Origin of the sequence: Cupriavidus respiraculi, from assembly GCF_914271545.1 — a bacterium.
Classification (GTDB): domain Bacteria; phylum Pseudomonadota; class Gammaproteobacteria; order Burkholderiales; family Burkholderiaceae; genus Cupriavidus; species Cupriavidus respiraculi.
Map to the genome: position 1 here is coordinate 1556361 of NZ_CAJZAH010000002.1, position 26098 is coordinate 1582458.

30 protein-coding genes are annotated in these 26098 nt (G+C 68.3%); 3 read left to right on the forward strand and 27 right to left on the reverse strand.

The genetic code is table 11. From position 1 onward, the window contains the following. Positions 1–22: 22 nt before the first annotated feature. From LDO27_RS14940 to LDO27_RS15010, 15 genes are all read right to left on the reverse strand, one after another. The gene (locus LDO27_RS14940) at positions 23–811 is read right to left on the reverse strand and encodes an enoyl-CoA hydratase/isomerase family protein (RefSeq protein WP_222202759.1); all 789 of its coding nucleotides are present in this window, start codon (positions 809–811) and stop codon (positions 23–25) included. Between the two features lie 28 nt (positions 812–839). Then, positions 840–1829, reverse strand: a complete 990-nt coding sequence (locus LDO27_RS14945) for an alpha/beta hydrolase family protein (protein WP_224042451.1) — start codon at positions 1827–1829, stop codon at positions 840–842. Positions 1830–1832: 3 nt separating this feature from the next. Next, positions 1833–3440, reverse strand: coding sequence for a carboxyl transferase domain-containing protein (locus LDO27_RS14950; protein WP_224042453.1), 1608 nt, complete (start codon positions 3438–3440; stop codon positions 1833–1835). A 73-nt stretch (positions 3441–3513) separates the two neighbouring features. Further along, positions 3514–4233: a glutathione S-transferase family protein gene (locus tag LDO27_RS14955; RefSeq protein WP_224042454.1), complete on the reverse strand. Its 720-nt coding sequence runs from the start codon at positions 4231–4233 to the stop codon at positions 3514–3516. A gap of 11 nt (positions 4234–4244) precedes the next feature. After that, positions 4245–4661, reverse strand: a complete 417-nt coding sequence (locus tag LDO27_RS14960; RefSeq protein WP_224042456.1) for a YchJ family metal-binding protein — start codon at positions 4659–4661, stop codon at positions 4245–4247. Continuing rightward, positions 4658–5368, reverse strand: coding sequence for an HAD family hydrolase (locus LDO27_RS14965; RefSeq protein ID WP_222202769.1), 711 nt, complete (start codon positions 5366–5368; stop codon positions 4658–4660). Before LDO27_RS14965 ends, LDO27_RS14960 begins: the two co-directional genes overlap by 4 nt. Further along, a complete protein-coding gene (locus LDO27_RS14970) occupies positions 5365–6021 on the reverse strand; it encodes a 2-hydroxychromene-2-carboxylate isomerase (protein WP_222202771.1) in 657 nt (218 codons plus the stop codon). The genes LDO27_RS14965 and LDO27_RS14970 overlap by 4 nt, the downstream gene beginning before the upstream one ends. Positions 6022–6092: 71 nt before the next feature. Beyond that, positions 6093–7223: an acyl-CoA dehydrogenase family protein gene (locus LDO27_RS14975; protein ID WP_224042458.1), complete on the reverse strand. Its 1131-nt coding sequence runs from the start codon at positions 7221–7223 to the stop codon at positions 6093–6095. A gap of 6 nt (positions 7224–7229) precedes the next feature. After that, positions 7230–7910, reverse strand: coding sequence for an SDR family oxidoreductase (locus tag LDO27_RS14980; protein ID WP_224042459.1), 681 nt, complete (start codon positions 7908–7910; stop codon positions 7230–7232). Positions 7911–7950: 40 nt separating this feature from the next. Beyond that, complete coding sequence (locus tag LDO27_RS14985) at positions 7951–9132, reverse strand: acetyl-CoA C-acetyltransferase (protein WP_224042460.1); 1182 nt, start codon at positions 9130–9132, stop codon at positions 7951–7953. A gap of 93 nt (positions 9133–9225) precedes the next feature. After that, entirely contained in the window at positions 9226–9897 is a 672-nt protein-coding gene (can, locus tag LDO27_RS14990) for a carbonate dehydratase (protein ID WP_222202778.1), read from the reverse strand. Continuing rightward, positions 9894–11735, reverse strand: coding sequence for a bifunctional isocitrate dehydrogenase kinase/phosphatase (gene aceK, locus LDO27_RS14995; protein WP_224042462.1), 1842 nt, complete (start codon positions 11733–11735; stop codon positions 9894–9896). Before aceK ends, can begins: the two co-directional genes overlap by 4 nt. A gap of 144 nt (positions 11736–11879) precedes the next feature. Next, positions 11880–13061 (reverse strand): isovaleryl-CoA dehydrogenase, encoded by a 1182-nt coding sequence (locus tag LDO27_RS15000; protein ID WP_222202782.1) that lies wholly within the window; start codon positions 13059–13061, stop codon positions 11880–11882. Between the two features lie 76 nt (positions 13062–13137). Further along, positions 13138–13605, reverse strand: coding sequence for a PaaI family thioesterase (locus tag LDO27_RS15005; RefSeq protein WP_224042463.1), 468 nt, complete (start codon positions 13603–13605; stop codon positions 13138–13140). A gap of 141 nt (positions 13606–13746) precedes the next feature. Then, positions 13747–14226, reverse strand: a complete 480-nt coding sequence (locus tag LDO27_RS15010) for a MerR family transcriptional regulator (RefSeq protein WP_222202788.1) — start codon at positions 14224–14226, stop codon at positions 13747–13749. Positions 14227–14477: 251 nt separating this feature from the next. On the opposite strand from LDO27_RS15010, the gene LDO27_RS15015 reads away from it, so the two are divergent. Further along, on the forward strand, positions 14478–15569 hold the full coding sequence (locus tag LDO27_RS15015; protein ID WP_224042465.1) for an MBL fold metallo-hydrolase: 1092 nt from the start codon (positions 14478–14480) through the stop codon (positions 15567–15569). 55 nt (positions 15570–15624) lie between these two features. On the opposite strand, the gene LDO27_RS15020 is transcribed toward LDO27_RS15015, so the two are convergent. The 5 genes from LDO27_RS15020 to argS form a co-directional block, all read right to left on the reverse strand. Then, a complete protein-coding gene (locus LDO27_RS15020) occupies positions 15625–16458 on the reverse strand; it encodes a helical backbone metal receptor (protein ID WP_224042467.1) in 834 nt (277 codons plus the stop codon). After that, positions 16458–17258, reverse strand: coding sequence for an SDR family oxidoreductase (locus LDO27_RS15025; RefSeq protein ID WP_222202790.1), 801 nt, complete (start codon positions 17256–17258; stop codon positions 16458–16460). The genes LDO27_RS15020 and LDO27_RS15025 overlap by 1 nt, the downstream gene beginning before the upstream one ends. A gap of 119 nt (positions 17259–17377) precedes the next feature. Beyond that, entirely contained in the window at positions 17378–18016 is a 639-nt protein-coding gene (locus tag LDO27_RS15030; RefSeq protein WP_222202791.1) for a thiol:disulfide interchange protein DsbA/DsbL, read from the reverse strand. An 87-nt stretch (positions 18017–18103) separates the two neighbouring features. Further along, positions 18104–18799 (reverse strand): SPOR domain-containing protein, encoded by a 696-nt coding sequence (locus tag LDO27_RS15035; RefSeq protein ID WP_222202793.1) that lies wholly within the window; start codon positions 18797–18799, stop codon positions 18104–18106. A gap of 111 nt (positions 18800–18910) precedes the next feature. Further along, entirely contained in the window at positions 18911–20698 is a 1788-nt protein-coding gene (gene argS, locus LDO27_RS15040) for an arginine--tRNA ligase (protein WP_222202795.1), read from the reverse strand. 250 nt (positions 20699–20948) lie between these two features. Here argS and LDO27_RS15045 point away from each other — a divergent pair, with 250 nt between their 5' ends. Then, positions 20949–21266, forward strand: a complete 318-nt coding sequence (locus tag LDO27_RS15045; protein ID WP_222202797.1) for a DUF1840 domain-containing protein — start codon at positions 20949–20951, stop codon at positions 21264–21266. A gap of 211 nt (positions 21267–21477) precedes the next feature. Here the strand turns inward: LDO27_RS15045 and LDO27_RS15050 are convergent, their stop codons facing one another. The 4 genes from LDO27_RS15050 to LDO27_RS15065 all read right to left on the reverse strand — a co-directional run bounded on the left by LDO27_RS15050 (position 21478) and on the right by LDO27_RS15065 (position 23166). Beyond that, positions 21478–22116 carry a ferritin-like domain-containing protein gene (locus LDO27_RS15050; RefSeq protein WP_222202799.1) on the reverse strand — a complete coding sequence of 213 codons (639 nt, stop codon included), beginning with the start codon at positions 22114–22116 and terminating at the stop codon, positions 21478–21480. Positions 22117–22235: 119 nt separating this feature from the next. After that, the gene (locus tag LDO27_RS15055; protein WP_222202801.1) at positions 22236–22673 is read right to left on the reverse strand and encodes a glycine zipper domain-containing protein; all 438 of its coding nucleotides are present in this window, start codon (positions 22671–22673) and stop codon (positions 22236–22238) included. Between the two features lie 73 nt (positions 22674–22746). Continuing rightward, entirely contained in the window at positions 22747–22914 is a 168-nt protein-coding gene (locus tag LDO27_RS15060) for a DUF1328 domain-containing protein (RefSeq protein ID WP_222202804.1), read from the reverse strand. Between the two features lie 75 nt (positions 22915–22989). After that, on the reverse strand, positions 22990–23166 hold the full coding sequence (locus LDO27_RS15065) for a DUF1328 family protein (RefSeq protein WP_222202805.1): 177 nt from the start codon (positions 23164–23166) through the stop codon (positions 22990–22992). Between the two features lie 275 nt (positions 23167–23441). On the opposite strand from LDO27_RS15065, the gene LDO27_RS15070 reads away from it, so the two are divergent. Beyond that, on the forward strand, positions 23442–24839 hold the full coding sequence (locus LDO27_RS15070) for a CHASE3 domain-containing protein (protein ID WP_222202806.1): 1398 nt from the start codon (positions 23442–23444) through the stop codon (positions 24837–24839). Positions 24840–24947: 108 nt separating this feature from the next. Here the strand turns inward: LDO27_RS15070 and LDO27_RS15075 are convergent, their stop codons facing one another. The 3 genes from LDO27_RS15075 to LDO27_RS15085 all read right to left on the reverse strand — a co-directional run. Then, on the reverse strand, positions 24948–25091 hold the full coding sequence (locus LDO27_RS15075; RefSeq protein WP_222202808.1) for an entericidin A/B family lipoprotein: 144 nt from the start codon (positions 25089–25091) through the stop codon (positions 24948–24950). Beyond that, a complete protein-coding gene (locus LDO27_RS15080; RefSeq protein ID WP_224042469.1) occupies positions 25088–25558 on the reverse strand; it encodes a response regulator in 471 nt (156 codons plus the stop codon). Before LDO27_RS15080 ends, LDO27_RS15075 begins: the two co-directional genes overlap by 4 nt. Before the next feature lie 108 nt (positions 25559–25666). Continuing rightward, on the reverse strand, positions 25667–26098 hold a 432-nt coding region (locus tag LDO27_RS15085), incomplete at its 5' end, for a LuxR C-terminal-related transcriptional regulator (protein ID WP_224042471.1).

The window sequence follows — 26098 nt, forward strand, 5'->3', positions numbered from 1 at the left end:
TTCTCGCGCGCTCGCGCGGCGCTTACGCCGGGCGCCAGGAGGGCGAGCGCTTCTCCAGGAAGGAACGCACGCCCTCGCGGCCCTCGTCCGAGGCGCGGATCGCCGCGATACGTTCGGCCGTATCGGCCAGCAGGGCGTCGTCCACCGCGCGGCCCGCGATGTCCTGCACCAGCCGCTTGCTCTCGCGCACGGCGTTCGGGCTGTTGGCCACCAGCGCGGCGGTCAGCTCCGCGACCTTGGCATCGAGCCCATCGGCCGGCACCACTGCATGCACGAAGCCCAGCCGCAGCGCCTCGGCCGCGTCGAACCGTTCGGCCGTGATGAAGTAGCGCCGGGCCGCCTGCTCGCCCATGGCGCGGATCACATAGGGACTGATGGTGGCCGGCAGCAGGCCCAGCTTGGCCTCGGACAGGCAGAAATGCGCGGCTTCGGCACTGACCGCGATATCGCAGGCCGCGACCAGGCCGACCCCGCCCGCATAGGTGTCGCCATGCACGCGGGCGATCACGGGCTTGGGACAGGCCCAGATCGTGTGGAGCATCTGCGCCAGGCCGAGCGCATCGGCGCGGTTCTGCTCGTGCGAGTAGCCGGCCATCTTCTTCATCCAGTTCAGGTCGGCCCCGGCGCAGAAGGCGGGACCGTTGCCGGCCAGCACGATGGCGCGGATCTCCGCGCTGTCGCCCAGCGCGCGGAACGCGCCGGTCAGCTCGGCGATCACCGTTTCGTTGAAGGCGTTGCGCACGTCGGGCCGGTTCAGCGTCACGGTGGCGACGTGCTGCGCGGCGGTCACGCTGAGCGTAGTGAATTCCATGATGTCTCCTTCAGTCCTTGTCGTTCGGTTACTTCGTCGTCTCGATGCCGTGCGCGCCGCCCGACGTGGCGTCCTGCGCCGGCGCATCGTGCCGCGGGTCCGCCGGCTTGTCGGCCGCAATGCCCGCCGCAGCGTCTGCCGCGGCATCGACCGGAACCTCGGCGTGGAAGCCGGCATCGCGCAGCACCTGCGCCACCAGCGGCTGCCACACCGGTTGCCCGCGCACGAACAGCCCGTGCCCATCGCGGCCGAACGGCGGCATCGCCTTGTACTGCCCGATGCCGCCCGCCGCACGGAAGGCCTCGAACCATTGCTCGGGGTACGTCCCCATGTAGCGGTCGTTGGCCGCGTAGATCCATACCGTCGGCACGCGCGCGGTCTCGCCGTATTCGGCGAACAGCGCCTCGAGCAGATGCGGCGAGCAAGGCTCGCCGGGGCGCACCTCGGGGTCGGCGCCGGCGCCGCCGGCAAAATTGACCGCCAGGCGCAGCCCCGGCGGATTCTTCGCGGCCAGCGCGATGCTCACGCCGCCGCCATACGACTGCCCCACCACCACGGTACGCGTGGCGTCCACATCGGGCCGCTCGCCGGCGGCCCGCATCACCTGCAGCACCTGCTGCGCCGCCGCCTCGTAGCCCGGCGCGTAGTGCTTGCTGGCGCAGTAGCCGCTCTCCTCCAGGTCGGCGCCGCCGCTGTCGCCGTAGCCGATGCGCGTAGGCACCATTACCGCGAAGCCGAGCGAGGCGAAGTAGCCCGCGGCCTGCGCGAAGCGCGCGCGACCCATGCGCCCGCGCTCGTAGGGATCGGGCGCGCGGCCGTGGTTGATCACCAGCAGCGGATAGCGCTCGTGCCCCGGTTCGCGGAACAGCGTCACCACGATGGGCTGCGCGATCGACCGGCCGTGGCGGTCGGTCACCGCCACCGGCACCGACAGCGTTTCCTCGACGGGTATCGCCCCTGCCTGCGTCCCGATGCCCAGCAGGGCGGCGGCCACGCAGGCGGTCAAGCCAGCACGCATCGCTTACATCCTGAAGACGCCGAACTTCATGTCGTCGATCGGGGCATTGAGGCTGGCCGACAGCCCGAGGCCGAGCACGGTGCGGGTCTGGGCGGGATCGATCACGCCGTCGTCCCACAGCCGCGCGCTGGCGTAGTACGGATGGCCCTGGTGCTCGTACTGGTCGCGGATCGGCTGCTTGAACTGCTCCTCCTCCTGCGCGCTCCACTGGCCGCCCCTGGCCTGGATGCCGTCCCGCCGCACGGTGGCCAGCACGCTGGCCGCCTGCTCGCCGCCCATCACCGAGATCCGCGCGTTGGGCCACATCCACAGGAAGCGCGGCGAATACGCGCGCCCGCACATGCCGTAGTTGCCCGCGCCGAAGGAGCCGCCAATGATCACGGTGAACTTGGGCACCTGCGCGGTGGCCACCGCGGTGACCATCTTGGCGCCGTTGCGGGCAATGCCCTCGTTCTCGTACTTGCGCCCCACCATGAAGCCGGTGATGTTCTGCAGGAACACCAGCGGAATCTTGCGCTGGCAGCACAGCTCGATGAAATGCGCGCCCTTGAGGGCCGACTCGGAGAACAGGATGCCGTTGTTGGCGATGATGCCGACGGGGTAGCCCCAGATCCGCGCGAAGCCGCACACGAGGGTGGTGCCGTAGCGCGCCTTGAACTCGTCGAAGTCCGAGTCGTCGACCACGCGGGCGATCACCTCGCGCACGTCGTACGGCTTGCGCGTGTCGGTGGGGATCACGCCGTACAGTTCCTCGGCCGGATAGCGCGGCGGCACCGGTTCGTGCAGGCGGATCTGGTCCGGCTTGCGGCGGTTCAGGTGCTGCACGATATTGCGCGCCAGCGACAGCGCGTGCGCGTCGTTCTGCGCGAAGTAGTCGGCCACGCCGGACAGGCGCGTATGCACGTCGGCGCCGCCCAGGTCCTCGGCGCTGACTTCCTCGCCGGTGGCCGCCTTGACCAGCGGCGGCCCACCCAGAAAGATGGTGCCCTGGTTCTTGACGATGATGGACTCGTCGCTCATCGCCGGTACGTACGCGCCGCCCGCGGTGCACGAGCCCATCACCACCGCGATCTGCGGAATGCCCTGCTTGGACAGGTTGGCCTGGTTGTAGAAGATGCGGCCGAAATGGTCGCGGTCGGGAAACACGTCGTCCTGGTTCGGCAGGTTGGCGCCGCCGGAATCGACCAGATAGATGCACGGCAGGTGGTTCTGCTCGGCGATCTCCTGCGCGCGCAGATGCTTCTTGACGGTCATCGGATAGTAGGTGCCGCCCTTGACGGTGGCGTCGTTGCACACGATCACGCACTCCTGCCCCGCCACGCGGCCGATGCCGGTGATGATGCCCGCGCCCGGCGCCGCGTTGTCGTACATGTCGTAGGCGGCCAGCTGCGACAGCTCCAGGAACGGCGTGCCGGGATCGAGCAGCTGCTGCACGCGCTCGCGCGGCAGCAGCTTGCCGCGCGCCAGATGCTTGGCGCGCGCGTCCGGCCCGCCCCCTTCGCCCAGCGCGGCGATCTTCGTCTTCAGGTCTGCGACCAGCGCCTGCATCGCCTCGGCGTTGGCCTTGAACGATTCGGAGCGGGCATTGAGCTTGGTGTCGAGCGTGGGCATCGGGTGTGTCTCTTCCTGTTCTGCTGTAGTGTCTGTCGGGATGGCGCGGTCTTGCGGCGGGCGCGAGCCGCCGCTATTGCGGGGCCTTCGGCACCGGATGCCCGGGCATCAGGTCGTAGGGATGCTTCCAGCCCGGCATCGCGCGCATGCGTTCCATCCACGCATGCACGTGCGGATATTCCTTGCGCCAGTGCACGCCGATCTCGTCGTCGAAGAAGACGTAGCCGGCCAGCGAAAAGTCGGCGATCGACGCATGCTCGCCCAGCACGAAGGCGCGACCGCCCAGGTGGGTGTTCAGCACGTTCCAGGCGCCTTCGCAGCGCGTGCGCAGAAACTCCAGCACCGCCGGGTCCGGCGCCTTGGCGAAGGCGCGCAGGAAGCGGTAGGTCGCGGTGTACGAGGTGAACTTGTGGTTGTCGAACAGCAGCCAGCGCAGCACCTCGTCGCGTTCGGCCTCGTCGGCGGGCGCGAAGGCACCGAGCCGCCCGGCGAGCTTCAGCAGGATCGCGCCGGACTGCGTGAGGCGAGTGCCGTCGAATTCCAGCACCGGCACTTCGCCCATCACGTTGATCGCGCGGTATTCGGGCGTATGGGTCTCGCCGTGAAAGTAGTCGACGAAGCGCGGCGTCCACAGCTTGCGGCCGCGCTGTACGCTGACCGTCTCCAGGAACTGCGCGACCTTGTAGGCGTTGCCGGACTGCGCGAAGCAGTACAGCAGGTATTCGGCAGCGTCCGCGGCGGCTTCCGCGCTGCTTTGCGCGGCGCCTTCCGCGGCGCCATCTCGTTGTGCCATCTGTTCTCCCGTCATGGTTCCCCCAGCATCTCTCCATCCAGATACAACCAGCGCGGCGCCTCGCCTTCGCGGCGCGGCTCGCGCACGAAGCGGCTGCGCTCGTGCAGCCGGTAGGCGCGCCCGCCGCGCTTGTAGCGGGCGACGAACTCCACCACCGCGTGGCTCTCGTCCTGCTGCGTATGCGCCTTGATCGCGAGGCCCAGCCAGCGCGACTCCAGGTCCGCCTCCAGGTCCGCCGGACAGCTGCCCGGATGCCAGGTCTCGCGCAGCCACGCCAGGTCGTTCAGCACATAGGCGCTGTAGCGCGAGCGCATCAGTTGCTCGGCATTGGCCGGCAACGCCTCGCCGCGATGAAAGCGCCCGCAGCAGCTGGCGTAGTCCGGACCGCCACAGGGGCAGCCCGGCGGCGCGGACGTCTTGCGTTTCACGCGACGAGCCCCGGCAGTTCGCGCATGTCGGCGAAGGTCAGGTGCGCGCCGGCGGCGCGCAGCATGGCGGGATCGTTGCGGCCGGCATAGCCGAACACCGTCATGCCGGCGGCCACGCCGGCGGTGATGCCGGCCGGACTGTCCTCGATCACCGCGCAGCGCTCCGGTGCCACGCCCATCGTGCGCGCCGCCAGCAGGTACACGTCCGGCGCGGGCTTGCTGCGCTCGACTTCCGTCGCCGAGAAGATGTGCTCGCGCTCGTCCTGCCGGAACAGCTCCACCAGCCCGGTGCGCGTGAGCTGCAGCTTGACCTTGATCCGGTCCGCGCCGGAGGCCACGCACAGCGGCATGCCGGTGGCGGCGATCGCGACGATGGCGTCGCGCACGTGGGGCACCGCCTCGACCTCCGACTCCAGCATCGCGTTGCGGCGCGCCAGCCAGTGCGACAGCCAGTTCTCCGGCAGCGGCGCGCCGCGCATGCGCTCGATATTGCCCAGCTCCTCGCGCACGGCGCGGCCGAGGAACATGGCGGTCGAGTCCGCCAGCGAGATCTCGATGCCGAGTTCGTTGAGCATCTGGTTCAGCAGCCGGTTGACGAGGTGCTCGCTGTCGACGAGCACGCCGTCGCAGTCGAAGATCACGCAGTCGAAGCGGCGGGCGGACCCGGCGGGCGACGACGAGGAGGTGGCGGTGAGGCTATCGGTCATGCAGGTTTCTTTTCCTTGGGTTCTTCGCGTGGTACGGCACGCAATCCGGTGGGCCGCTCGCTGGCCAGCCGTGCCTCGATCTGGTCGAAGCGGTCGAAGCCCCAGAACGGCTCGCCGTCGACCACCACGAAGGGCGAGCCGAACACGCCCTTGGCGATGGCCACGTTCATCTCGGCCTTGAGCTGGTCCTTGATCTCGGCGCTGGTCGCGCCGGCATCCATGGCGACCGCGTCGATGCCGAGGGGCGCGGCCAGCTTCATCACTTCGGCCGGCTCGGCGATGTTGATGTCGTCGACGAAGAAGGCGCGGTAGACCGCCTTCGCGAATTCTGTGGCAAGGTCGTTGCCGTGGTGGTTCTGGACCCACAGCATCGCGCGGGCGGCGTGCGTGGTGGGCAAGGGGAAACTGGACGGTCGCCGGTACGGGATGCCGTGATGGCGCGCGGTGCGCTCGAAGTCGAGCCACGAATACTCGCCCTTGAGCGGCACCATCGGCAGCGGCGCGGCGCCGGTGGTCTTGAACACCACGCCGAGCAGGATGGGATGCCACGCGACGATGCGGCCGTACTTCTGCGCCAGCGCGTCGATGCGCGTGCTGGCGAAATAGCCGTAGGGCGACGAGAAATCGAAGTAGAAATCGATGGCGGCGGTCATGGCGGTCTCCTCGTTGGTGTCGTCGGTATCGTCGGTATCGTCGGTGTCGTCGGTGCGGCGGATGCGCGGCGCTAGCCCAGCGCGCGGGCGATCAGGATCTTCTGGATATCGCTGGTGCCCTCGTAGATCTGGCACACCCGCACGTCCCGGTAGATGCGCTCGACCGGAAAGTCGCTGACGTAGCCATAGCCGCCGAACACCTGGATGGCGGCCGAGCAGACCTGCTCGGCCATCTCGCTGGCGAACAGCTTGGCCATCGCCGCCTCCTTCAGGCAGGGCCGGCCGGCATCCTTGAGCGCGGCCGCGTGCCAGACCATCTGGCGTGCGACCTCGATCCGCGTGGCCATGTCCGCCAGCCGGAACTGCACCGCCTGGTGCTGGAACAGCGGCTGGCCGAAGCTCTCGCGCTCCTTCGCGTAGGCCAGCGCCGCGTCGAACGCCGCACGCGCCATGCCGATGCTCTGCGAGGCGATGCCGATGCGTCCGCCCTCCAGCCCCGAGAGCGCCATCCGGTAGCCCGCGCCCTCTTCGCCCAGCAGGTTGGCCGCCGGCACGCGGCAGTCCTCGAACACGATCTGCGCGGTGTCCGACGAGTGCTGGCCCAGCTTGTCCTCCAGGCGCGCGACCACATAGCCGGGCGTGTCCGTGGGCACCAGGAATGCGCTGATGCCGCGCTTGCCGGCCGCCTTGTCGGTGACCGCCATCACGATCGCCACATCGGCGTGCTTGCCGCTGGTGATGAACTGCTTGACGCCGTTGAGCACGTAGCCGTCGCCGTCTCGCACGGCGGTAGTGCGCAGCGCCGAAGCGTCCGAACCCACGTGCGGCTCGGTCAGGCAGAACGCACCCAGCATTTCGCCGCGCGCCAGCGGCACCAGCCACTGCTGCTTCTGCGCCTCGCTGGCGAAGGCCATCAGCATGCTGCACACCGGGCAGTTGTTGACGCTGATGACGGTGGAGGTGCCGCCGTCGCCGGCCGCGATCTCCTCCAGGATCAGCGCGAGCGACAGGTAGTCGAGCCCCGCGCCGCCGTACTGCTCCGGCACCGCGACGCCGTAGGCGCCCAGCGCCGCCAGCTCGCGATGGACCGCCTTGGGAAAGGTCTTTTCCCTGTCCCATGCGGCGGCCTGCGGCGCGATGACTTCCTGCGCGAACTGGCGCACCGCGTCGCGGATCATCTCCTGTTCAGGATTCAGCAGCATGGTCGCTCACCAGGGCAGCGGGGTGCCGTCGTAGTTGTGGAAGGTGCCGTTGTCGCGGCGCGTGGCGTCGGCCAGCACGCGGCGCATGCCCGCCACGCTCTGCTGCGGCGTCAGGTCCGCGCCCGGGCCGCCCATGTCGGTCTGCACCCAGCCCGGATGGAAGGCGATGCAGGTGGCATGTCTGGCGTCGAGCGACACGGCCTTGAGCGCCGCGTTGGCCGCCGCCTTGCTGACCCGGTACAGCCAGCTGCGGTTGCTCTCCATCGCGCCGATGCTGCCCATGCGCGAGGACAGCACCGCCAGCACGCCGCCCTTGCCGCCGCGGCCGGTCTCGACGAACGGCAGGATCAGCGGCAGCGCCATCATCGGGCCCAGCACATTGGTATGCATCACGCCGTCGAAGTCCTCGCGCGAGATCGGCTGCGCGCCTTCGGTGCGCGGGCCGATCACGCCGGCGTTGTAGATCGCCACGTCGAACGATTCGCCGTCGAGCTTCCAGCCCAGGCCGGCGACCTGCCCGGCATCGGTCAGGTCGGCCCGATGGGCCTCGGCGCCGAGCGCCTGCAAGGCGGCGACGCCTTCGTCGCTGCGCGCGGCGGCGACCACGCGCCAGCCGTCGGCGCGGTACTGGCGCACGAACTCCAGGCCGATGCCGCGCGAGGCGCCGAGAATCAGGGCAGTAGGCAAAGCGGACCTCCTCGGTAAGTGGACTGCGTCGGGCGCGGGCTCACGCCAGTTCGATGCCGACCGCGGTGGCCTCGCCGCCGCCGATGCACAGGCTGGCGACCCCGCGCTTGCCGCCGGTCTTGCGCAGCGCGCCGATCAGCGTGGTCATGATGCGCGCGCCGGAGGCGCCGATCGGATGGCCCAGCGCGCAGGCGCCGCCGTGGATGTTGACCTTGGCGCGCGGAATGTCCAGGTCGTGCATGGCCGCCATCGGCACCACCGCGAAGGCCTCGTTGATCTCGAACAGATCGACGCTGGCGCTGGTCCAGTCGAGCTTGCGGTACAGCTTGGCGATGGCCTCGACCGGCGCCGTGGTGAACCAGCCGGGCGCCTGCGCGTGCGAGGTGTGGCCCAGCATGCGGGCGATGGGCACGAGGCCGAGCCGGCTGGCGGTGGACTCGCGCATCATCACCAGCGCGGCCGCGCCGTCGTTGATCGACGACGACGAGGCGGCGGTGATGGTGCCGTCCTTGGCGAACGCGGGCTTGAGCGACGGGATCTTGTCCACCTTGATGCGGCGCGGGCCCTCGTCGGTGTCGATCACCACGTCGCCCCCCTTGGCCGCAACCGTGACCGGCGTGATCTCCCAGCGGAAGTCGCCGCGCTCGGTGGCCTGCTGGGCACGCCGCACGCTCTCCATCGCGAAGGCGTCCTGCGCCTCGCGGGTGAAGCCATACTTGCTCGCGCAGTCCTCGCCGAACGTGCCCATCGCGCGGCCCTTCTCGTAGGCGTCTTCCAGGCCATCGAGCATCATGTGGTCGTAGATCATGCCGTGGCCGATGCGGTAGCCGCCGCGGCCCTTCGGGATCAGGTACGGCGCATTGGTCATGCTCTCCATGCCGCCCGCGACCGCGATCTCGAACGAGCCGGCCAGCAGCCCGTCATGGACGGTCATGGCCGCGCGCATGCCCGAGCCGCACATCTTGTTGACCGTCGTACAGGCCACGTCCAGCGGCAGCCCGGCGGCCAGCGCCGCCTGGCGCGCGGGCGCCTGGCCCTGGCCGGCGGGCAGCACGCAGCCGAACACCACTTCCTCGACCTGCTCGGGACGGATGCCGGCGCGCTCGACCGCCGCGCGGATCGCCGCGGCGCCGAGCTGCGGCGCGGTCACGCTGGCGAACTCGCCCTGAAACGCCGCCATGGGGGTGCGGGCCGCCGACACGATAACGATGGGATCCTGCATGTTGCTCTCCTTGCTCGAGGTTCACGCGCGCAAGGCGCGTGGGAGTCGATGGTGGATCGATGACAAGACGAGCGGCCCGTGCCGGCGCCGCGTTCAGCGGATCGCGGTCTGGGGCGGATCGCCGAACTGGCGATAGGCCGCCTCCAGCTGCGCGTGCAATTCCTCGTTGTTGCTGGCGGCCATGCCCAGTTCGCGCAGCAGGCCGTCGGAGACGCCGTAGATCCAGCCGTGCACGGTGATCGACTGGCCGCGCGCCCATGCGTCCTGCAGCACGGTGGTCTGGCACACGTTGTTGACCTGCTCGATCACGTTGAGCTCGCACAGCCGCGTGTGCGCGTCTTCCTCGCGCATGATGGTGCCCAGGTAGCTCTCGTGCTTGTCCGCAACGTCGCGCACGTGCCGTAGCCAGTTGTCCGCCAGGCCGATGCGCTCGCGCTTGAGCGCGACCTTCACGCCGCCGCAGCCATAGTGGCCGACCACCGTGATATGGCGCACCTTCAGCACCTCGACGGCGAACTGGATCACCGACAGCGCGTTCAGGTCGCTGTGCGCGATCACGTTGGCGATATTGCGGTGGACGAACACCTCGCCCGGCGCGAGGCCCAGGATCTGGTTGGCCGGCACGCGCGAGTCCGAGCAGCCGATCCACAGGTATTCGGGCGCCTGCTGGTTCGCCAGGCGCATGAAGAAGCTCGGGTCCTCGGCATTGACGCGGTCGACCCACTCGCGGTTGTTGCGGAACAGTTGAGCGATGGCGTCAGTCATGCCGCCCTCCTTGCGCTTGCGGATGGTTGTTCAGCGGCGCCGGCAGCGGCCGCGCCATAGCGATGGATGAAACGATCGGAGGCTTGGTAGGCATAAAAATCATGAACATGTCCGGCGAGGAGCCGGTCCTTATGGCTCTGCCACATGGCAGGGTCGAAAAAATCCGCGTGGTGACACAGGAAGGCGGCGCGCACGCGCGCGTCGCCCAGCAGAAAGGTGCGGTAAGTCTCGGGAAAGATGTCGTGGCGCCCGACGCTGTACCACGGCTCGCCCGACATCTCCTCTTCCTCGTTGCGCGGTTCCGGCACGCGGCGGATATTGCAGTCGGTCAGATACTCGATCTCGTCGTAGTCGTAGAACACCACGCGGCCATGGCGGGTCACGCCGAAGTTCTTGTACAGCATGTCGCCTGGAAAGATGTTGGCGGCGATCAGTTCCTTGACCGCATTGCCGTACTCGACGATGCCGTGCTCCACCTGCGCGTCGCTGCCCTCCTGCAGCCAGATATTGAGCGGGGTCATGCGCCGCTCGATATAGACGTGGCGCACCACGATCTCCTCGCCGCCGTCCTTGCCGCGCTGGTATTCGATCATCGACGGCGCCTGCTCGTGCAGCTCGCGCACCAGCGCCTCGTCGAAGCGCGACAGCGGAAAGGCCACGTCCGAATATTCGAGCGTATCGGCCATGCGCCCCACCCGGTCGTGCTGCTTGACCAGCTGGTATTTCGCCCGGACCAGCTCGCGCGTGGTCTCCTTCGGCGCCGGGAACGTGTCGCGGATCACCTTGAACACGTACGGGTAGGAGGGCAGCGTGAACACCAGCATCACCATGCCGCGGATGCCCGGCGCCACGATGAACTTGTCCGACGAATGCTGCAGGTGGTGCAGGAAGTCCCGGTAGAACAGGTTCTTGCCCTGCTTCTGCAGGCCCAGCGAGGTATAGATCTCCGCGCGCGGCTTGCGCGGCATCAGGTCGCGCAGGAAGGTCACGTAGGCCGACGGGATCTCCATGTCGACCATGAAATAGGAATGCGTGAACGAGAACAGGATAAGCAGCTGTTCCTTGCGCAGCAGCGCGGTGTCCAGCACCAGCTTGCCCGATGTCCCGTGCAGGATCGGAATCGCCAGCGGGTAGACGCGGTCGCCGTTGAGCACGCGGCCGACGATGAAGGCGGCCTTGTTGCGGAAGAACAGCGACGACAGCACGTGGACCTGGAAATTCGGCGCGATGCGCACGTCGCCGAAGTACTCGAAGTGCTCCAGCACCGCGCGGACCACGTAGGTGGCATCGCGCTTCAGGTCCTCGAACGGGCGCTCGAGCTGGAAGTTGTGGACGATCCGCTCGAAGCAGGCGGCCATGCCCTCGCGGCTGCCCGGATAGTAGGCGCGGAAGGTCGGGCGCGTCGGCGACTCCTCGTTCTCGATGTATTCGGTCGAGATCGCCGGGCGCACGAAAATGAAATCGTTGTTGAAGTACGAGCGATGCAGGATGCGCGTGAACACCGAGTTGAAGAACGTCTCGGCAAGCTCGGGCTGGTGATGGTTGGTCAGCAGGCCGATGTAGTGCAGCTTGATCTGCTGCCAGATGCCGTCCTCGATATTTTCCGCGTCGTACTCGTCCTCGAGGATGACGCGGGTTTCCTGCACGCGCTGGTTATAGAAATCGATGCGGTCGCGCTGCAGCTGCCGCAGCCCGTGCCAGTCGCCGGCCTCGTACTTGATCTTGGCCTGCAGGCTCACCTCGCGGAACAGCCGGTAGTGCCTGTCGAACCCGTCGAGCATGGTCCTCGCCACATCGTAGGCGATCTGCGAGGACAGCAGTTTCGGGAAATGGGACATGGCGCGCGGCGGATGGGAGCGGATTCGGCGTCTGCGGTGGCGTCCGCGGTGAGCGAACGCAGTATGTGATTGTAAGGGCTTCGATGGCGGCAGGCTTGGCCCGCGGCGTGGACCGGCGGGCGCCCGCGGGCGCCCCGGCCCCGGCTACATGGTTTCCGAGAACAGCTCGCGCCCGATCAGCATGCGGCGGATCTCCGAGGTGCCGGCGCCGATCTCGTACAGCTTGGCGTCGCGCCACAGGCGGCCCACCGGATACTCGTTGATATAGCCGTTGCCGCCCAGGATCTGCACCGACTCGCCGGCCATCCAGGTCGCCTTTTCGGCCGTGTACAGGATCACCGCGGCGCAATCCTTGCGCACCTGGCGGACATGGTCGCTGCCCAGCGCATCGAGGTTCTTGCCGACCGTGTACAGGTAGCTGCGCGCCGCCTGCAGCGTGGTGTACATGTCGGCCACCTTGCCCTGGATCAGCTGGAATTCGCCGATGCTCTGGCCGAACTGCTTGCGGTCATGGATATAGGGCGTCACCACGTCCATGCAGGCCTGCATGATGCCGACCGGCCCGCCCGAGAGCACCGCGCGCTCGTAGTCCAGCCCGCTCATCAGCACCTTCGCGCCGCCGTTCTCTGCGCCCAGGATGTTCTCTACCGGCACCTCGACGTCCTGGAACACCAGCTCGCCGGTATGCGAGCCGCGCATGCCGAGCTTGTCCAGCTTCTGCGCCACGGAGAAGCCCTTCATGCCCTTTTCGACGATGAACGCCGTCATGCCGCGCGCGCCCAGATCCGGCTCGGTCTTGGCGTAGACCACCAGCACGTCGCAGTCGGGGCCGTTGGTGATCCACATCTTGGTGCCGTTGAGCACATAGCGGTCGCCCTTGAGCTCGGCGCGCAGCTTCATGCTGACCACGTCCGAGCCGGCGTTGGGCTCGCTCATCGCCAGCGCGCCGATCCATTCGCCGGACACCAGCTTGGGCAGGTACCTGGCCTTCTGCGCGGCCGTGCCGTTGCGGTGGATCTGGTTCACGCACAGGTTCGAATGGGCGCCATACGACAGGCCCACCGAGGCCGACGCCCGGCTGATTTCCTCCATGGCGACCATATGCGCCAGATAGCCCATGTTGGCGCCGCCGTATTCCTCCGCGACGGTGATGCCGAGCACGCCGAGATCGCCCATCTTGCGCCAGGCGTCCATCGGAAACTGGTCGGTGCGGTCGATCTCGCCGGCGCGCGGCGCCAGTTCGGCCTGCGCCCAGGCGTGCACCGACTCGCGCAGCATCTCGATGTCTTCGCCCAGGTCGAACTTCAGGCCAGGCAATGCGTTCATGTTGGTCTCCTGTCGCGATCCCGTGGATCGATGATGTTGGTTGGCTGCGGACGCCGGGTTCGCGCCCGCAGCCGGCTCAGACGTGCGCCAGCGAGCGCACCACGCACAGCGTCATCAGCATGGTGGCCACGGCCTTGCGCTCGCCCGCGGTCTCGGTAAAGACATCGCCCTGCGCTACGATCAGCGTGCGCCCCGGCTTGAGCACCCGCCCCACGGCCACCAGGCGCTCGCCCCGGGCGGGGGACAGCAGGTTGATCTTGTATTCGGCGGTCAGTCCCGCCTCGCCCTCGCCGACCAAGGACAACGCCGCATAGCCGCAGGCGGTGTCCGCCAGCGCGCCGACCACGCCGCCATGGAAGAAGCCGTGCTGTTGCGTGACCGCGGGTGTCCAGGGCATCGCGATCTCGACTTCGCCGCGCGCCACCCGGGCCAGCGTCGCGCCGAACGTGGCCATCAGGCCCTGCCGGGCGAAGCTGGTGGCGATGGCGTCGGCCCGGGCGGGGTCCAGGGCGGGGGCGGCGATGTCGTCGCGGGCGTCGGACATGGGGAATTCCTTTGGCGTCGGGCGAAGCGGAAGCGACTCGAAGCGAACCGGAAGGCAAGGCGGGCAGGAACGGCCCGTCGAGGTATTTTATTGACGTTTACGTAAACGTCAATCTAATTCCTCGGCCGGCCGGCGTCTGTGTCAGCCCGCACGCTCCGCGCGGGCCTTGCGCGCCGGCTGCCTGGCGCCGGCCCGGTGCGCTTCCAGCAGCGCACGGCATTGCTGTTCGTGCTGGTCGACCTCGGCCAGCTGCGCCTTCAGGTCCTCCATCTGCCGCTCCAGCGCCTGCCGGTGCTGGGCGAGCGCATCGAGAAAGCGCTCCAGCTGCGGCGCGGTATCGCGCGGCGATTCGTACAGGTCGAGGATCTCCCGGATCTCCGTCAGCGAAAAACCCAGCCGCTTGCCGCGCAGCGTCAGGCGCAGGCGCGTGCGTTCGCGGCCGTTGTAGACGCGCTGGCGTCCGCCCGCGCCCGCCCGCTGCGGCGACAGCAGGCCGTGGTCCTCGTAGAAGCGGATGGCGCGCGGCGTGATGTCGAACTCGCGCGCCAGCTCGGTGATGGTGTACGTCCCCGGGCCGGACGCGGCGACGGTGGGTTCGGCGGAGGGTGCGGCAGACGGCATGGCGGTCGGGTGGGTCGGCAAAGTGAACGGCCGTTCCAAAGCGAATGGAGATTTCGCTTAATATGGCAACAGGCCGCGGTGATTGACGTTTACGTTAGCGTCAACCGCGGTGACTGGCAACCGCGAATTCGCGGATCGCCGCGCCGGGTGTGCCGACCGGCCCAGGTCGCCACCCAGCACCAGAAAGCCCGCCCATGCCGGCACGCGAGCGCGTCCCCTGGGCAAAAGGCTTCGCATCACAGAGACCCCCGATGAACGCACTCGAACACCAACTCCAATACCCCTACGGCGACGCCATGCCCGAGCCGGGCACCCGGCAGCAGGTGGCGCCAGGGATCTACTGGCTGCGCATGCCGCTGCCGTTCGCGCTGGACCATATCAACCTGTGGCTGGTGCGCGATCGCCTGGACGGGCAGGATGGCTGGACCATCATCGATTGCGGCATCACCAACGACGCGATCATGGCGCACTGGGAGACCATCTTCGCGAACGAGCTGGAGGGCCTGCCGGTATTGCGCGTGCTGGTGACGCACTGCCACCCGGACCACGTGGGCCTGGCGCACTGGCTGTGCAAGCGCTGGAACGTGCGCCTGTGGATGAGCCTGGGCGACTACATGACCGCGCGCGTGATGGGCTATGGCGCCGGCTCCGGCGCGGGCTCCAGCGCGGGCGGCGACATGGCGGCCAGCCATTTCGCGCGCCACGGCCTGAACGACCCCGACAGCCTGGAGAAGCTGCGCGCGCGCAAGACCTACTATCCGTCGCTGGTGCCCGACCTGCCGACGCAGTACCGCCGCCTGATGGACGGCGACACCATCGCGATGGGCGCCGTGGGGACCAACCCGGCGAGCGCCGACTGGCGCCTGATCTCGGGCCATGGCCACTCGCCCGAACATATCGCGCTGTACAACGCGGCGCTGAACGTGCTGATTTCCGGCGACATGGTGCTGCCGCGCATCTCCACCAACGTCAGCGTGTTCGACATGGAGCCGGAGGCCAACTCGCTGGCCCTGTACCTGGCCTCGCTGGACAAGTACGAGGACCTGCCCGAGGACGTGCTGATCCTGCCCTCGCACGGCCGCCCGTTCCGCAACCTGCACACCCGCATCCGCCAGCTGCGCGAACACCATGTCGACCGCCTCGCGGAGACGCGCGCGGCGTGCGCGGAGAAGGCCTGCAGCGCCCACGATATCGTCGGCGTGATCTTCAACCGCAAGTTCGACATCCACCAGATGACCTTCGCGATGGGCGAGGCGCTGGCGCATCTGCACGTGCTATGGCACGCGGGCGAGGTGGTGCGGGAGACGGGCGCGGACGGCGTGATCCGCTTCCGGGCGGCCTGACTCGCCCGCTGCGGGGCCGCCTGAAGCGACGGCACCCACCCCTGCAACGGGCCGCTCAGAACTCGCCGGCGATGCGGCCCAGATAGGCGATGCCGTCGATGGCCCGGCTGCCGTACCACGACAGCATTTCCCCATCGACCAGCAGCACCGGCTTGCCGAGCTGGCGCTCCAGCGCGTCGGCATGCTCCTCGGTGAAGCGGTACGGCTCCGTGGAGAGCAGCACCACGTCGAGCTCGCGCACCAGCGCCTCGCTCCAGCGGAAGGTGGGATAGCGCTCGCCGGGGGCGTTGGGCCGGCTGCATGCGCCGCCCTCGCAGGCCGCGGCCTCGCCGGCGTCGGCGGGCCAGGTCTGCCAGTTGGCCAGCGCCAGCATGCGGCTGATATAGGTGTCGCGCGACACCGTCATCCACGGGTCCTGCCAGATCGCGTACAGCACGCGCCGCGCGGGCCAGCGCCGCGCGCGGATCTGCTGCATCTGCGCGTCGAGCGCCGCGCACAGCGCCGCCGCCTGCGACTCGCGGTCGAAGATGCCGCCCAGCAGCCGGTACAGCGACAGGTTGTCCTCCGGCGCGCACGGGTGGGTGACGATCACGTTTGGCACGAAGGCGCGCATCGCCTCCACCGTGTCTCGCCGGTTCTCGTCGATATTGACGACCACATGGGTCGGGGCCTGCGCGCGCAGCTTGTCGAGGTTGACGTCCTTGGTGCCGCCGACCTTGGGCACGGCTCGCACCGCCGGCTCGGGATGAATGCAGAAGCCGGTGCGCGCCACCAGTTGCGGCGCCAGCTCCAGCGCGAACAGCAGCTCGGTGACCGAGGGCACCAGCGACGCGATGCGCGCATCGGCGCCCGCCCGCGCGTGCGGCTGGCCGAGCGCGTCGCGCCACATTACAGCGCCTCGCCGGGCTTGCGCGGCTTGCGCGGCGCGCGTCCGAACAGCGCGTCGTACAGCCAGCGCGGCATGGCATGCAGCACCGCCGCCACCACGCGCATCTGCCACGGCACCACGGCGAAGCGCCGCCCCGCCGCGATCGCCTTCGCCGCCCGGCGCGCGAACACGTCGGCGTCGGTCAGGAACGGCATGCGGTACGGGTTGTGGGCGGTCATCGGCGTGCGGATATAGCCCGGTGCGATGGTCACCACGCGGATGCCGTGGGGACGCTCCTCCAGCCGCAGGCTCTCGAGCAGCTTGATGGCGGCCGATTTCGACGCACTGTAGGCGCCGGCCCCGGGCAGGCCGCGCACGCCGGCCACGCTCGCGATGCCCACCAGCGTGCCGCGCCAGCGCCCGCCCGCGGGTTCGCGCGCGCGCATCGGCGCCAGAAACGGCTGGAACGTGGTCAGCATGCCGAACCAGTTGGTGTCCATCACCGCGCGGAAGGCGTCCAGATCCTCGCGCTCGCTGGCGACGGTGCCGACCGACACGCCGGCATTGGCGATCACGATATCGGGACAGCCGAAATGGTCGAGGAAGTCCTCCGCCGCGGCGGCCATCGCATCGGCGTCGCGCACGTCTGCCGCGTAGATGCGTACCGCGTTGGGATTGGGCAGGCTTGCCGCCAGCGCGCGCAGCGCGTCCGGGCGGCGTCCGACCAGGCCGAGGATGGCGCCCTGGCGCGCGTATTCGCGGGCGAGGGCCTCGCCGATGCCGCTCGATGCGCCGGTAAGGAAGACTTTGAGCGCGCGCATGGGCGGGGGCCGGAGGAAATGCGGTGGGGAGGGAGAGGCGGCGAAAGCGCCGGCAAGGCAGCGGGCGAACGGCGCGGCGGGACCGCCGGGCGGCCCGCCGCCGCGCCATCAGGCCCGCATCACAGCTTCTTGTCGCGGACCTGCGTCACCAGATAGTCCATGGTCTGCACGGCCACCGGCTTGCTGCCGGCGATGGACGGCGAGGTCACGTACTTGCCCTGCACCACGATGGTGGGCACGCCATCGATCTTGTAGGCGTCGGCGATCTTGTTGGCGCGCTGCGCGTTGGTGGTGACCGAGAACGAGTTGTAGGCGTCGACGAAAGCCTTGCGGTCGATGCCGTTCTTGGCCATGAAGTCAGCGATCTCGTTGGGATCGAGCAGGCGCTTGCGCTCCACGTGGATGGCCTGGAACACCTTGCTGTTCATCGCCTCGAGCTTGCCGATCGATTCCAGCGCATAGAAGATCTTCGTATGCGGCATCAGGTCGTCGCGGAAGGCCACCGGCACGCGCTTGAACACCACGTCCTTGTTCTGCTTCTTGACCCACGCCTCGAGCTCGGGCTCGAAGTCGTAGCAGTGCGGGCAGCCGTACCAGAAGAACTCGGTGACCTCGATCTTGCCCGGCGTCACCGGCTGCGCCGCCTTCAGGACCTGGTATTCCTTGCCCTCGGTCGGCGCGGCGGCCTGGGCCGGCGCGGTCATCAGGAAACCGGCCACGGTGGCGAGGGCGGCGAACATAGCGGCGAATGTCTTCATTGCGCGTGTTTTCAAGGTTGAACGACTAGCGTATGACATCGGGGCGGCGAAGCGGTTCAGTGCGCGCCGTCCCCTCTGCCGGGGATGCTACTGCTTGGTGAAGCGGATGACCGAGGCCTCGAAGCCCGCCGACTGCAGGCGGTCGCGCGCGCGGTTCATGTCCTCGATCTTGCTGTACGGGCCGAGCCGGACGCGGTACAGCTTGGTGCCGTTGACATCCCGGTCGGTGATCCGCGCCTCGAATCCCTGCATGGCGAGATTGGCCTTCTGGCGGTCTGCGTCTTCCTGCGACCGGAAGGCGCCCACCTGCAGCAGGTAGCCGACCTTGTTGGCATCGGCCTGGGCGATCTCGGCGATGGGATCGGCCACCGGGCGCTCGGCCGGCGCGGCCTTGTCGCCCGGCTTCTCTGCCGGCTTCTCGGCGGTCTTCGGCGGCGTCGGCTCGGCCGGCTTGGCGGGCTTGACGGTGGGGGCGGGGCCGACCGGCTGCTCGGGCTCGGCCGGGCCCACCGGCTTGGCGGGGGTGCGGCTCCACAGCGGCTTGTTCGGGTCGGAGGGCGGCTCCTGCTGCGTATTGGGCAGCGGCGTGACCACATTGCCCGGCTCGGCGGGCTTGGCGCCGCCCTTGCGCTGGAACGGCGCGGGCGACTTGGTGATGTACAGCGCCACCACCACGGCGATCGCCAGACCGATGATCAGGCCGAGCACCAGTCCCAGAACCGTACCGCCGCGCTGCGGCGCGCGGCTGGTCTTGCGCGTGGCGCGCTTGCGTTGCTGTTGCATGAAGTCCTCTTGGATGATGGCGCGATTATAGTGCGAGTCCTCGTGCCGACCCACCGCTGGCGGCGCCGGCGAGGCGGCGCGCCGGCCCGGTAGGCGCGGGAGCGGGCAGGCTCACATGCGGCGCGGCGCCGACACCCCGATCACGGCCAGGCCGTTGCGCAGCACCTGCCGCGTGGCCGCCAGCAGGGCCAGGCGGGCGAGCTTGACCGGCTCGTCGTCCACCAGCACGCGGTCGGCGTTGTAGAACGCGTGGAAGTCGCCCGCCAGGTCGCGCAGGTAGAACGCCACCGCGTGCGGGGCCAGCTCGGCCGCGGCGCCGGCCAGCATGGCGGGGAAGTCCGCCAGGCGCTGGCCCAGCGCCAGCGCCTGCGGGCTCGCGTCGGCGCCGGTCACCGGACCGAGGTCCGCCCCTGCCAGCTCCGCGAGCCGGCCTTCCCAGTCCGCCCCGCCCCACGATTCGAAGATCGAGCAGATCCGGGCATGCGCGTATTGCACGTAGTAGACCGGGTTCTCGTCGTTCTGCTGCAGCGCCAGGTCCACGTCGAACACGAACTCGGTATCGGCCTTGCGCGACAGCAGGAAGAAGCGCACCGCGTCGCGCCCGCGCGTGAAGTGCGCCGGCCAGTCGGCCACGCCCGCGTCGAGGCAGCCCTTGATGGTCTCGTCCCCGCCGTTGCTCCACTCGATCAGGTCACGCACCGTGACATAGGAACCGGCCCGCTTGGAGATCTTGACCTCCTCGCCGTTCTTCATCACGGTGACCATCTTGTGCAGCACGTAGTCGGGATAGCCCTTGGGAATGCCGATGTCCAGCCCCTGCAAGCCGGCGCGCACGCGCGCGATGGTGCCGTGGTGGTCGCTGCCCTGCACGTTGATCACCTTGGCGAAGCCGCGCTCCCACTTGGTGGTGTGGTAGGCCACGTCCGGCACGAAATACGTATAGGAGCCGTCGCCCTTGCGCATCACGCGGTCCTTGTCGTCGCCGTCGTCGGTGGTGCGCAGCCACAAGGCGCCCTCGTGCTCGTAGGTCTTGCCCCTGGCGACCAGGGACTGCACCGCGGCCTCCACCTTGCCGTCGGTGTACAGCGACGACTCGAGGTAATAGCGGTCGAACTTGACGCCGAAGGCCTGCAGGTCGATGTCCTGCTCGTTGCGCAGATAGGTCACCGCGAAGCGGCGGATCGACTCCATGTCCTCGGCGTTGCCCGAGGCGGTGACCGGCTCGCCGTCGGAGGCGCGCACCGTCTTGCCGGCCAGGAAATCGGCGGCGATCTCGCCGATGTAGTCGCCGTTGTAGGCGGCTTCGGGCCAGCCCGCGTCGCCCGGCTTCAGGCCCCGGGCGCGCGCCTGCACCGAGACGGCGAGGTTCTGGATCTGCACGCCGGCATCGTTGTAGTAGAACTCGCGGTGCACGGCGAAGCCCTGCCACGACAGCAGGTTGGCCAGCGCGTCGCCCAGCGCCGCCTGGCGGCCGTGGCCGACGTGCAGCGGCCCGGTCGGGTTGGCCGAGACGAACTCGACCAGCACCTGCCCGCGCGCGCCCTCGGCCTGGGCGCCATAGCGGTCGCCCTCGCCCAGCACCGCGCGCAGCGCGTCGGCCTTGGCGGCGGGCGTGAGCCGCAGGTTGATGAAGCCCGGGCCGGCGATATCGAGCGCTGCCACCAGGGCGGCGGCGCGCGGGTCCGCCTTGACCGCCTCCACGATCCGCTGCGCCAGTTCGCGCGGATTGCTCTTGAGCGCTCGGGCCACCTGCATCGCGATGTTGCAGGCAAGGTCGCCGTGGGCGGCGACCTTCGGACGTTCGAAGGTCACGGCGGGCAACGTCGCATCGGCCGGGGCAAGCGCGCGCACGGCATCGGTGAACGCCGCGGCAAGGGTGGAGGTCTGAACAGGCAGCATGAAGAAATCTCGGGGCACTGGGGCGGTTGTCCGGCGTCGCCCCGGCCTGGCCGCTGTGGCGACGCCGTCACGGTGGGCATGGGAATGCCGCGACGCGTGGCAGGGCGATGAATTGCAGAACGCGGATTTTATCAGGTGCTATGCTGACACCATGCGCTGGCGCCACATCTTTTGCGCGGCCGCGGACGCCCCCGCCCCGGGACGCACAGCACGCCGGCAACCCTTTCAAGAGGACCGAAGAGGAAACGATATGCTGATTACCTTCAAATCCCACGCGGCACAGGACCTGATCATGATGCGGGACCTCGCTGTCACCCTGCTGGGCATCATCGGCAAGCAACTGGGCGAGCGCGGGGTGATCACGAAGGAAGAACTGCCGCACGCGATCCACCGGCTCGAATCGGCGGTGATCGACGACAAGTACGCCCACCACGGCGACACCGGCAAGTCCGGGCGCGAGGACGACGAGGAAGAGGAGCCGCTGCATCTGGGCCAGCGCGCCTTCCCGCTGCTCGACATGCTGCGGGCCTCGCAGCGCGAGGGCTGCGACGTGTTGTGGGGCGTCTGAGCGGCGGACAAAAGAAAGCGCCCGGCCGGGAAAACCGGCAGGGCGTGACGGATCAGGGCGACCCAAGGGGGAGAACTGCAGATATTGCGGCGTCGGGGGAGAGCACCGCAACCCGGGGGCCGCGGCGCCCGCAGGCGCCGCGACGGCATCGATGCGCGGCGCCCTTCGCAGGGCCGCCGTCGCGGCAAATCAATCCAACGGCAAAGGCGTCCTAGCCTTCGGCCAGCATGTCGGCCAGCTCGTCCGCATGCTCTTCTTCCACCGCCAGAATCTCTTCCAGCATGCGCCGCGTGGTGGGGTCGCGGTCGCCCAGGTACTGCACCATCTCGCGATAGCTCTCGATGGCGATCCGCTCGGCGACCAGGTTTTCCTTGATCATTTCCTCGAGCGAGCCGGCCTCGACATATTGCGAATGGCTGCGCGCCGACAGGCCGTCGGGCGAGAAATCGGGCTCGCCGCCAAGCTGCACGATGCGCGCGGCGATGCGGTCCGCATGGGCCTGCTCTTCGTCGGCATGCACTTTGAACTCGGAGCTGACCGACTCGGCGTGAATGCCCTTGGCCATGAAGTGGTGGCGCCGATAGCGCAGCACGCACACGAGCTCGGTGGCAAGCGCCTCGTTGAGCAGCTTGAGCACGGTCTCGCGGTCGGCACCGTAATTCTCCGTGACCGCGCCATCCTCGATATGCCGGCGGGCGCGCTCGCGCAGCGTGGCGATATCCGACAGGAAACCGCCCCCGGGCTGGGTCGCGGTGCCGCCGCCCGAAGCGGAAGCGGAGGTACTGCCGGGTTGACCGGATTGGGCACCGGCCTGCTGGCCGGCGACCCGATCCTTGACTGGGATATCCATGTTTGAACGACTCCTGTGGGGACTGGCTCGGCGCCTGCGCCGGCCGGTCTTATCGTATTGGTGCGCGCGCCCCGGCGACGTGGCGCCGGGAACGGCCGGGCGAACCCGGCATGGCGCGCTTACTCCTGGTCGCGGTGGCTAGAGCCGGCGCACATCACGCCGATCAGCGCGCCGATCGCCGCGGCAATGGCGATCGCCTTCAGCGGCGATTCCTGGACGCGGTGCTGCACCCCTTCGACGGCGTAGTCCATGCGCTCGCGGGCGCGTTCCGCACCGGCGGCGGTCATGTTGCGCGCCTGGTCGGCGAGCGTGCGGGCACGGTCCTGCAGCCTGCGGGTGGCCTGCGCGGCCTCGGCGGAACCCTCGCGGGTCAGCACGTCGATGGTCTGCTGCAGCTGGTCGATCAGACCTCGGACCTCGGTCACCACCGGGGCCACCGCATCACGCGCGGCGCTGCGCGTATCGCGGCCAGCCTGGGCCATGGTGCGCACGGTGTTGCCGGCGCTGTCGGCCAGGTCATGCACTTGCGAACGGACTTTCGGATTGCGAGTCAGCATGCTGTTTCTCCTTCAAGCTGGCGCCGGACCGGCGCGAAGGCCGGTCCGGCGCTGTTGGGGCAGGGGGCGACTCTCACCGGCCCTTTCGGACCAGACTCATCACGAAGGTCACCAGCGCCACCACGAGGAAGATGAAGAACAGGATCTTCGCGATTTCCACCGCGCCGGCGGCGATGCCGCCAAAGCCGAATACCGCGGCAACCAGAGCGATGACGAAAAAGACCAGTGCGTAATACAACATGATGAGGCTCCCTTGATGGATCTGACTGTAACGAGGCTGTGACCCGCGGCCCAGGCCGCGGCGGCTGTCACCGCGTCATCGCTTTACCGCCTTGAAGACCGTGACGCCCAGCACCAGGAACAGTACGAAGAGCACCAGGAAGACGAAGAACAGCACCTTCGCAATGCCTGCGGCACCGGCCGCGATGCCCGTGAAGCCGAGCAGGCCGGCCACTACCGAAATCACCGCGAAGATCAGTGCCCATTTCAGCATTGCAGTTCTCCTTCATCCCGTGCGGGCTTGCGCGACAGTGCGCAAGGTCATGGAAGCATGGTAGAAATGTGCACTTCCAGCAGACACCCCTGCGCCACCGATTCCCCTGTCAGCCAATTCCTACGCGCCGCGCGAGCCCGGCGGGTACCGACCGCGGCGTAGGAAAACGACGTGTTGACCCGGTCCTGCCGTTGTGATTCCATCGTCGCGGATGTGGCGCACTGCCCGCTTGCCCGAGCCGAGCGAGCACGCCGCATCGACCACGGGAAGCGAACATGTTCAAGCAGTTGTCATTGCGATCGTTGAAGTCCACCCTGCTGCTGGCCAGCGGCATCATGCTTACGGTGGTGGTGCTGATCGCGTCCGAGGCGGGCAATATCCGGCTGCGCCAGGGCTATTCCAACGTGATCCAGTCCCAGCACGTGCAAAGCGAGATCAGCGCGCTGATGGCCGAACTGGTCAACGCCGAAGCCGGACAGCGCGGCTATCTGCTGACCGGCAAGGAAAGCTACCTCGAGCCGTACCACCGCGCCATTCCGCGCATCAATGCGCTGATGAGCGAGATTCGCGCGCGTTACGCCAACGACGGCGAGGCGCTCAAGCTGTTCAGCGAGACGTCGCTGCTGATCAGCCGCAAGCTGACGGAGATGGAGCTGACCCTGATCTACGGCAAGCGCGACGTGGAGATCGCGCTGGACCTGGTGCGCACGGACTTCGGCAAGCAGACCATGGAGCGCGCCCGCGCCGGCCTGGAGACGCTGCAGGCGCGTTCGGCCGCGTCGGTGTCGCGCAGCCTGGAGAACGCCGATCGCGATATCAGCCTGTCGCGCTACGGCATCGGGCTGCTGACCGCCATCAACATCGTGCTGCTGGTGATCGTCGGGCTGCAGCACTCGCGGCGCCTGGCCATCGCGGAGGCCGAGCGCACCGAGCTGGAGGAGGAAAGCGCGCGCCTGGACCGCATGGTGCGCTCGCGCACACGGCAGCTGTCGGCGCTCGCCACCCACCTGCAGCGCGTGACCGAGGACGAGAAGACGCGCCTGGCGCGCGAGCTGCACGACGAACTGGGCGCCATCCTCACCGCCGCCAAGCTCGACATGCACTGGGTACGGCGCCGCCTGCAGGGCACCCACCCGGAGATCGAGGAAAAGATCACCCGCGTGATGCTGCACGTGGACCAGGGCATCCAGATCAAGCGCCGCCTGATCGAGGATCTGCGGCCCACGGTGCTGCTGAACCTGGGCCTGAAGGAGGCGATCATCCAGCTCGCGGAGGAGGTCAGCACGCGCAACCACTGGGAGGCGAACGTACGGGTCGACGACAACGTGCCGCAGCTGCGGGATGCCGCCGCCATCGCGCTGTACCGCATCGCCCAGGAGGCGCTGACCAATGCCACGAAGTACTCCGAGGCCACCGAGGTGTCCGTCACGCTCGAATGCGCCGACAACGTGCTGGTCATGCAGATCCAGGACAACGGCCGCGGCCTGCCGCCCGACTACGAGAGCCGGCGCGTATCGGGCCACCACGGCCTGCTCGGGATGGAGCAGCGCATGACTGCGCTCAATGGCACGCTGGACATCCAGTCCGCCCCGGGCCAGGGGGTGACCATCCGCGTCGAGGTGCCGCTGACAGACGAGATCGTCGCGCCCCCGCTGGTGGAGGAAGAGGAATAGAAAAGGCGCCGGGCGCGGACCGCGCGGCGCCGAGGCAACGGTCCAGACGGAAAGAGGGGCTCCCGCGGGAGCCCCTCTTTCACGATCGGAACGGGCCGACCGCGTGGCTTACATCTTTTGCTTGGTGTTTTCGGCGGCGCCCTGGACCTTCTCGCCACCCCGCTCGATGTCCTTGCCGGCACCGGCCATGGTGTTGCAGCCGGTCACAAGCACGACACCGGTCAGGGCAAACAGCGCGATCAGCTTCTTCATGTCAATCTCCTTGCGTGGTGTTGTTGCGGCAGCGTGCCGCTGCGATAAAAAACCGGGCCTTCAATTCGGCTTTGCGCATGCTCCTCGATTACGCGGAACACCTGTTCGAGCTCCAGCGATTTATCGAAGAAATAATCGGCGCCGGCCTCGGCGCATTGGCGCCGGTAAGTCGACACCTGAGCGTGATTCGTATAAACGATGCGGATACCGCTGACCTCGGATTTCTGCATGGCGCGCAGCACATTGATCCCATTGCCCTGGCGCAGCTGCAGGTCCACGATGACGACCTCGTACGTGCCCCTCTCCAGGAGGCGAATTGCTGCGCTCTCGGTATCCGCCCAATCCACCGACTCGACAAAGGAGAATGCGTTCAGATACTCCAGCAACATACTCCGCAGGACCGCCGAGTCCTCGATTAGCAGGACCCGCAGCGCCCGGTATGAAGTAGCCGCGGCTTGATCCAACATGGTTCGATAATAGCAATGGGGTATGGGGCCAAGTATCCGGGTCCGTCCTACAGCAGACACGGGGCGCGGGGTATTTGCCGATGCGGTTGCGCTGCCGCCGTGCCGGCGTTATTCGACCAGGCCGTTCTTGATGGCGTAATAGGTCAGATCGGCATTGGTCTTCATGCCCATCTTTTCCAGAATGCGCGAGCGGTATGTGCTCACGGTCTTGACGCTCAGGAACAGCTCGTCGGCGATGACCGACACCGACTGTCCGCGCGAGAGCTTGCAGAAGATCTGGAATTCGCGCTTGGACAGCGTCTGGTGCAGCGGCTGGTCGGTCGGCTTTTCCAGGCCGCCGATCAGCAGCTCGGCCACGGTCGCGCTGACATAGCGCCGGCCCTGGGCCACCGTGCGGATCGCCTTGACCAGGTCGTCCGGCGCGCTTTCCTTGGTCAGGTAGCCGGACGCGCCAGCGCGGATCAGGTTGATCGCGTACTGGTCCTCCGGGTAGGTGGACAGGATCAGCACGGGCAGGTCGGGGTAGCGTTGGCGGATCAG

Excerpts from the sequence above, each read along its gene's own strand:
- LDO27_RS14940 (WP_222202759.1), bottom strand. The coding sequence starts at position 811 with ATGGAATTCACTACGCTCAGCGTGACCGCCGCGCAGCACGTCGCCACC.
- LDO27_RS15075 (WP_222202808.1), bottom strand. The coding sequence starts at position 25,091 with ATGAAGAAGCTGATCGCGCTGTTTGCCCTGACCGGTGTCGTGCTTGTG.
- LDO27_RS15035 (WP_222202793.1), bottom strand. The coding sequence starts at position 18,799 with ATGCAACAGCAACGCAAGCGCGCCACGCGCAAGACCAGCCGCGCGCCG.
- LDO27_RS15045 (WP_222202797.1), top strand. The coding sequence starts at position 20,949 with ATGCTGATTACCTTCAAATCCCACGCGGCACAGGACCTGATCATGATG.
- LDO27_RS15005 (WP_224042463.1), bottom strand. The coding sequence starts at position 13,605 with ATGTCCGACGCCCGCGACGACATCGCCGCCCCCGCCCTGGACCCCGCC.
- LDO27_RS14985 (WP_224042460.1), bottom strand. The coding sequence starts at position 9,132 with ATGCAGGATCCCATCGTTATCGTGTCGGCGGCCCGCACCCCCATGGCG.
- LDO27_RS14955 (WP_224042454.1), bottom strand. The coding sequence starts at position 4,233 with ATGGCACAACGAGATGGCGCCGCGGAAGGCGCCGCGCAAAGCAGCGCG.
- LDO27_RS15000 (WP_222202782.1), bottom strand. The coding sequence starts at position 13,061 with ATGAACGCATTGCCTGGCCTGAAGTTCGACCTGGGCGAAGACATCGAG.
- can (WP_222202778.1), bottom strand. The coding sequence starts at position 9,897 with ATGACTGACGCCATCGCTCAACTGTTCCGCAACAACCGCGAGTGGGTC.
- LDO27_RS14950 (WP_224042453.1), bottom strand. The coding sequence starts at position 3,440 with ATGCCCACGCTCGACACCAAGCTCAATGCCCGCTCCGAATCGTTCAAG.
- LDO27_RS15010 (WP_222202788.1), bottom strand. The coding sequence starts at position 14,226 with ATGCCGTCTGCCGCACCCTCCGCCGAACCCACCGTCGCCGCGTCCGGC.
- LDO27_RS15055 (WP_222202801.1), bottom strand. The coding sequence starts at position 22,673 with ATGCTGACTCGCAATCCGAAAGTCCGTTCGCAAGTGCATGACCTGGCC.
- LDO27_RS15060 (WP_222202804.1), bottom strand. The coding sequence starts at position 22,914 with ATGTTGTATTACGCACTGGTCTTTTTCGTCATCGCTCTGGTTGCCGCG.
- argS (WP_222202795.1), bottom strand. The coding sequence starts at position 20,698 with ATGCTGCCTGTTCAGACCTCCACCCTTGCCGCGGCGTTCACCGATGCC.
- LDO27_RS14975 (WP_224042458.1), bottom strand. The coding sequence starts at position 7,223 with ATGCTGCTGAATCCTGAACAGGAGATGATCCGCGACGCGGTGCGCCAG.
- LDO27_RS15080 (WP_224042469.1), bottom strand. The coding sequence starts at position 25,558 with ATGTTGGATCAAGCCGCGGCTACTTCATACCGGGCGCTGCGGGTCCTG.
- LDO27_RS15065 (WP_222202805.1), bottom strand. The coding sequence starts at position 23,166 with ATGCTGAAATGGGCACTGATCTTCGCGGTGATTTCGGTAGTGGCCGGC.
- aceK (WP_224042462.1), bottom strand. The coding sequence starts at position 11,735 with ATGTCCCATTTCCCGAAACTGCTGTCCTCGCAGATCGCCTACGATGTG.
- LDO27_RS14945 (WP_224042451.1), bottom strand. The coding sequence starts at position 1,829 with ATGCGTGCTGGCTTGACCGCCTGCGTGGCCGCCGCCCTGCTGGGCATC.
- LDO27_RS15025 (WP_222202790.1), bottom strand. The coding sequence starts at position 17,258 with ATGCGCGCGCTCAAAGTCTTCCTTACCGGCGCATCGAGCGGCATCGGC.
- LDO27_RS15015 (WP_224042465.1), top strand. The coding sequence starts at position 14,478 with ATGAACGCACTCGAACACCAACTCCAATACCCCTACGGCGACGCCATG.
- LDO27_RS15020 (WP_224042467.1), bottom strand. The coding sequence starts at position 16,458 with ATGTGGCGCGACGCGCTCGGCCAGCCGCACGCGCGGGCGGGCGCCGAT.
- LDO27_RS15070 (WP_222202806.1), top strand. The coding sequence starts at position 23,442 with ATGTTCAAGCAGTTGTCATTGCGATCGTTGAAGTCCACCCTGCTGCTG.
- LDO27_RS15030 (WP_222202791.1), bottom strand. The coding sequence starts at position 18,016 with ATGAAGACATTCGCCGCTATGTTCGCCGCCCTCGCCACCGTGGCCGGT.
- LDO27_RS14965 (WP_222202769.1), bottom strand. The coding sequence starts at position 5,368 with ATGACCGATAGCCTCACCGCCACCTCCTCGTCGTCGCCCGCCGGGTCC.
- LDO27_RS15050 (WP_222202799.1), bottom strand. The coding sequence starts at position 22,116 with ATGGATATCCCAGTCAAGGATCGGGTCGCCGGCCAGCAGGCCGGTGCC.
- LDO27_RS14970 (WP_222202771.1), bottom strand. The coding sequence starts at position 6,021 with ATGACCGCCGCCATCGATTTCTACTTCGATTTCTCGTCGCCCTACGGC.